This window comes from Streptomyces sp. NPDC059851 (genome assembly GCF_042732005.1).
Classification (GTDB): Bacteria; Actinomycetota; Actinomycetes; order Streptomycetales; family Streptomycetaceae; genus Streptomyces.
Genome location: NZ_JBHWJJ010000255.1, coordinates 1 through 4,845 on the forward strand (window position 1 = coordinate 1; position 4,845 = coordinate 4,845).

The following is a 4,845-nucleotide window of genomic DNA, read 5'->3' on the forward strand; positions in this document are numbered from 1 at the left end:
GATCGACCGCAACACCATGGTCACGGTGCTGCTGCGGCACCACCCCGAACTGGCCCCCGCCCTGGACGGCGTCACCAACGCCTTCGCCCCCTGGAGGACCCTGTGACCGGCATCCCTGGGACCGGCATCCCCGCACCACGGGCGGAGTCCCTGCCGCGCCTGCCGGCCGCGGAGGGGCTGCGCGCCCACTCCGCCGCCCTGCTCGACCATGCGCGGCGGCTGCGGGCCGGGGCCGCCGCACTCGACTGGAAGGGGCCGCAGGCCGAGGCGTTCCGGTGGCGGATCGAGGACCTGGCCGACCGTTGCGCGGCGGCGGCCGAAGGCCTGGCCCGCTCCGCGGACCAGCTGGACGCGGCCGCCCTCGCCCGCCGCTGAGGGGAGACGCCGGGCGGCGCCGGTGGGGCGGGCGGGGCGGGTGCTCAGGGGACGCGGACCGGCTCCGCCGGTACGGTCCACTCCTTGCCCGCCCAGTCGTCCAGGGTCCTCAGGTGCGGGCGGGCGGCGCGCAGGGCGGGCACGTCCGCGAGGAAGCCGGTGGTGTCGAACCACTCGAACATGACGGCCATCTCCTCGCTGTACGCCCGTACCTCCTCGACGGGCTGGGAGCGGAACCGTACGGGGCGGCCGGCGGCGCGGGCGAAGGCTTCGGCCATCTGCGGGCCGGTCAGCCGGTCGCCGGCGATCTCCAGGGTGCGGCCGAGGTGGTCGGCCCGGGCGTCGAAGACGTCGGCGGCGAACTCGCCGATGTCATCGGGGTGGATCATCTGGAGCGCGGTGTGCGGGGCGAGCGGAAGCGACAGGACGAGTTCGCCGTCGGACCAGCGGGGGCCCATGCCCTCGAAGTTGGTGAGGAAGAAGGCCGGGCGGAGCACGGTGGCCGGCAGGCCGAGCTCCGCGACGTACTGCTCGATCAGGCCCTTGCTCCGGAAGTGCGGCACGTCGCCGGGGCGGCCGGCGCCGTCGACGGAGGCGTACACGAAATGGGCGACGCCCACCCGGGCGGCCGCCTCCGCGACGGCCTTGCCCCGGCGCACCTCGGACTCGAAACCGGCGGGCCCGGGCACGGGCATCCGCTGGACGCAGAAGACGCCGTGCACGCCCCGCATGGCCGCTTCGAGGGAGGCGGTGTCGTCGAGGTCGCCGACGACCAGGGTGGCCCCGAGGGCCCGGAGGGACTGCGCCTGGGGCCGGGCCGGGTCGCGGACCAGGGCGTGCACCTGCCGGCCGCGGCCGACGAGGGCGCGCACGGTGGCACCGCCCTGGCGGCCGGTTGCTCCGGTGACGAGGACGCTGCGGTTCTCTGGCATGGCACGACTCCTGGGGATGCGGGTCCTGGGCTGCTGTTCCGGCTGCCTTCCGGTGGTCAACAGCCTGCTCCCTCAAGGGCGGTTGAGGTCCAGTCACTGTGACCGTGATCACCGTCGGGGCGGGGCTGCTGCGGACCGCGGGATTCCGCCACCGGCTCGACCGGCCCCGCAGCGGCTTCCACATGCGAGCATGGACCTGCGGGGACCACAGCGGTCACACGACGGTGAGGGAGCGGCAGTGGGCGAGGGAAAGCGGCGCGGACGGGTGTGGGGCACCGTGCTGGTCATCGGCGCGCTGGTGGTGGCTGCCGGGCTGTACTGGTTCGAGCCGTGGAAGCTCTGGCAGGACGACACCGTCAGCGAGGCGCTGCCGACGCCGTCGGCGGCACCGGCGTCCCCCGGCGCGTCCGCCGGCGCCGGACCGCAGGTCCTCGCGCAGGGCACGCTCATCAGTCACGAACACGCCACCACGGGCACGGTGAAGGTGCTGCGCCTCGCCGACGGCTCCCTGAGCCTCCGGTTGGAGGACCTCGACACGAGCAACGGCCCGGACCTGCGCGTGTGGCTGACCGACGCCCCGGTGAAGGAGGGCGTGGCCGGCTGGCGGGTCTTCGACGACGGCAAGTTCGTCAGCCTGGGCGAGCTGAAGGGCAACAAGGGCGACCAGAACTACGCGATCCCTTCGGACGTCGATCTGGCCCAGTACACCAGCGTGAGCATTTGGTGCGACCGTTTCGACGTCTCCTTCGGAGCAGCGTCCCTCGCCCGCACCTGAGCGCCCTGTTTCCGCGGCAGCCGACCCCGCGGCCGCCGCGGAAGTTCAGGTGAGCGCCGAGGCCTTGAAGACGGCGCGGGCCGTCTCACGGTCGATCAGGTTGCAGAACTGCCGCAGTGGGACCAGGCCCTCGCCCAGGGTGCCGCTGGACACGCTCGCGCCGATGTCCTCGCCGACCCGGTACCACAGGGGCGGGTTGTCGGCGAAGACGCGGGGGTCGAGCTCGACGCTGCCTCCGTCCGTGTCCGTCAGGACGAGCCGCTGGGCGACGCCGTCGTGCCAGGCGACCGCCGCAAGCCGGTCGGTACGGACCCGCCGGCTGCGGATCAGCCCCCGGGTGGTCAACAGGCCGGGCACGGCACGGACCCGGGTCGGCCACAGGACCACGAGCAACAACAGGCCCAACCAGATCCACACCACCGCACGCCGCCAGCCGCTGTCACCCGCGACCGCGTCGGCCACCAACAGCACCGCCGGCAGCAGCACTGCAATGCCGACCGCGGCCCGTACCTCCCCGCCCCAGGCACGGTTCTGGAGCGCAGCCGGTTCAGACATGGGACGTCCCCTCCTCACTTCCTTACTTCCTTCACTCGTCAATTAATTTCACACCCCACGCAACGGGGCGCGGAAGGGCGGATATGCCGTCTTACGGCGTCCTGGCGGGGAAAGGACAAAGACTGACGCGTTTCTTACCGAACGGTTTGGCGGGCGTCAGGGGTGTGTATGAACACGGCCCGTCGGCGTCAAGGTCCCGTCAGGAGGAGGCCCGGACGGCCCGCGGACGGGGATAGCTTCGATGCCGCGCCCCACCACCGCCCACCGCGCCCGGGGCGCCGTCCGAACCGTTCCACCACGTGCCCAGGGGAGGGCCCCATGTGTCTGTTCCGGTACGAAGACGATCCCGAGCCCGAGGAACGGATCCCGGCCGGGCTGCTGTGCGTGCCCGTCCGGCCGGGAACCCGTACGGAGGCGGTGATCCGCCTGTTCCGCACCCCCCTGGGCACACGCACGGCCGTCGGGTTCACCAGCCCCGCCCGGCTGGCCGCCGTCCTCGGCGCGGTCCACCCGTACATCCGGCTGTCGTACACCGCGCTGCACCGGATGTGCGAGCCGCTCGGCGCGGGCCTGGTCACCGTCGACCCGGCCCTCTCGGCCCCACCGGTCACCCAGTCCCAGTCCCCGGCCCCGGCCCCGGCGCCCCCTGGAGCCCGGGCCGATGCCCTGGCCGGGGCTCCCGATCCGGGCGGCCGGCGCCCCGGACCGCTTCCCGTCCGGACCGTCTGAGCGGGGGCGGAACCATGACCACAGCCGTACTGTCCGACCTGGCCGCCGGGGCCGACGAGCTGTCCGTGTGGCCCGCGTCCACGACGCGCCTCCCGCACGGCGGGCTCGCCGTCGGCGGGGTGTCGCTGGCGGAGGTCGCCGACCGTTTCGACACCCCCGTCTACGTGCTGGACGAGGGCGAGGTACGGGCCCGCTGCCGGACGTACCGCGATGCGTTCCCGGACGCCGACGTGGTGTACGCGGCCAAGGCGTTCCTGTGCCGGGCCATGGTGCACTGGGTCGCCGAGGAGGGCCTCGGGCTCGACGTGTGCTCGGCGGGGGAACTCGAACTCGCCGTCACCGCCGGGTTCCCCGCGGACCGCATCGTCCTGCACGGCAACGCCAAGTCGCCGCGCGACATCGCGACGGCGCTGCGCCTCGGGGTGGGGCGGATCGTCATCGACAGCCCGTCGGAAATCGCGCGGCTGGCCGCCGCCGTGGGGCCGGGCGGGCACCAGAAGGTGATGGTCCGCGTCGTGCCCGGCATTTCGGCCGGCGCCCACGAGAAGATCCGCACGGGGACGGACGGGCAGAAGTTCGGACTGTCCCTCACCGACGGCTCCGCGCAGCACGCCATCTCCCGGATCCTCGGCCAACCGCAGCTCCAACTGACCGGCCTGCACTGCCACATCGGCTCGCAGATCACCGACGTCAAGCCGTACGTGTCCGCCCTGCGGCGGATGGTGGGCCTGATGGCCCGGATCCGCGACGCCCACGGCGTCGTCCTGCCCGAGCTCGACATGGGCGGCGGCCACGGCATCGCCTACCGCCCCGGGGAGCCCGCCCTCGACCTCACGGCCCTCGCCCGGCGGCTGCGCGCCGAGCTCACCGCGAGCTGCGCGGCGGCCGGGCTGCCCGTCCCGCGGCTCGCGATCGAGCCCGGCCGGGCGGTGGCCGGGCCGGCGGGGGTGGCGGTGTACCGGGTCCTCGCGGTGAAGCGCGCCGCCGGCCAGGTGTTCGTGGCCGTGGACGGCGGCATGAGCGACAACCCACGGCCCGCCCTGTACGGGGCACGCTACGCGCCCCGGCTGATCGGCCGCCGCTCGGGCGCCGACCCGTGCACGGCGACCGTGGTGGGCCGGCACTGCGAGGCGGGCGACATCGTCGCCGCGGGGGTCGAACTACCCGGCGACGTCCGCCCCGGCGACCTCCTCGCCGTACCGGTGGCGGGGGCGTACCACCTGTCCATGGCCTCGGGCTACAACCTGGTCGGGCGCCCGCCGTTGGTCGCCGTCGGCGGTGGTACGGCCCGGCTCCTGATCCGCCGTGAGACGCTGGACGACCTGCGCAGCAGGGAGGTCGGCGACTAGGCACCGGCCCCCCTCCCGCTCCCCCGGCAGCTGCCGGCTGCAGGGTGCGGGGGGCGCCCCGGGGGGGCCCCCCCCCCCCTACCCCGCGGGGCCCGGGACCGGCAATTGGCCCCCCCCCCGCCCCCGCCCC

The 4,845-nt window shown here is 74.4% G+C and carries 6 protein-coding genes; 4 read left to right on the plus strand and 2 right to left on the minus strand.

The genetic code is table 11. The features are described 5' to 3' along the window. Positions 1 to 102 precede the first annotated feature (102 nt). Positions 103 to 375 carry a hypothetical protein gene (locus ACFV7Q_RS38295; protein ID WP_385435572.1) on the plus strand — a complete coding sequence of 91 codons (273 nt, stop codon included), beginning with the start codon at positions 103 to 105 and terminating at the stop codon, positions 373 to 375. Between the two features lie 44 nt (positions 376 to 419). Here ACFV7Q_RS38295 and ACFV7Q_RS38300 read toward each other — a convergent pair whose 3' ends face one another. Further along, positions 420 to 1,307 carry an NmrA/HSCARG family protein gene (locus tag ACFV7Q_RS38300; RefSeq protein WP_385435573.1) on the minus strand — a complete coding sequence of 296 codons (888 nt, stop codon included), beginning with the start codon at positions 1,305 to 1,307 and terminating at the stop codon, positions 420 to 422. A gap of 238 nt (positions 1,308 to 1,545) precedes the next feature. Between ACFV7Q_RS38300 and ACFV7Q_RS38305 the strand changes: the two genes are divergently transcribed. Continuing rightward, positions 1,546 to 2,082 (plus strand): DM13 domain-containing protein, encoded by a 537-nt coding sequence (locus ACFV7Q_RS38305; RefSeq protein WP_385435574.1) that lies wholly within the window; start codon positions 1,546 to 1,548, stop codon positions 2,080 to 2,082. 45 nt (positions 2,083 to 2,127) lie between these two features. On the opposite strand, the gene ACFV7Q_RS38310 is transcribed toward ACFV7Q_RS38305, so the two are convergent. Beyond that, positions 2,128 to 2,637 (minus strand): hypothetical protein, encoded by a 510-nt coding sequence (locus tag ACFV7Q_RS38310; protein WP_385435575.1) that lies wholly within the window; start codon positions 2,635 to 2,637, stop codon positions 2,128 to 2,130. Between the two features lie 318 nt (positions 2,638 to 2,955). Here ACFV7Q_RS38310 and ACFV7Q_RS38315 point away from each other — a divergent pair, with 318 nt between their 5' ends. Together ACFV7Q_RS38315 and lysA are read left to right on the plus strand one after the other, a co-directional pair. Continuing rightward, on the plus strand, positions 2,956 to 3,366 hold the full coding sequence (locus ACFV7Q_RS38315) for an SAV_915 family protein (protein ID WP_385435576.1): 411 nt from the start codon (positions 2,956 to 2,958) through the stop codon (positions 3,364 to 3,366). 14 nt (positions 3,367 to 3,380) lie between these two features. Continuing rightward, the gene (gene lysA, locus ACFV7Q_RS38320; protein WP_385435577.1) at positions 3,381 to 4,715 is read left to right on the plus strand and encodes a diaminopimelate decarboxylase; all 1,335 of its coding nucleotides are present in this window, start codon (positions 3,381 to 3,383) and stop codon (positions 4,713 to 4,715) included. The last annotated feature ends 130 nt before the right edge of the window (positions 4,716 to 4,845 follow it).

Coding starts and splice junctions, on each gene's coding strand:
- ACFV7Q_RS38315 (WP_385435576.1), top strand. CDS start 2,956: ATGTGTCTGTTCCGGTACGAAGACGATCCCGAGCCCGAGGAACGGATC.
- ACFV7Q_RS38310 (WP_385435575.1), bottom strand. CDS start 2,637: ATGTCTGAACCGGCTGCGCTCCAGAACCGTGCCTGGGGCGGGGAGGTA.
- lysA (WP_385435577.1), top strand. CDS start 3,381: ATGACCACAGCCGTACTGTCCGACCTGGCCGCCGGGGCCGACGAGCTG.
- ACFV7Q_RS38300 (WP_385435573.1), bottom strand. CDS start 1,307: ATGCCAGAGAACCGCAGCGTCCTCGTCACCGGAGCAACCGGCCGCCAG.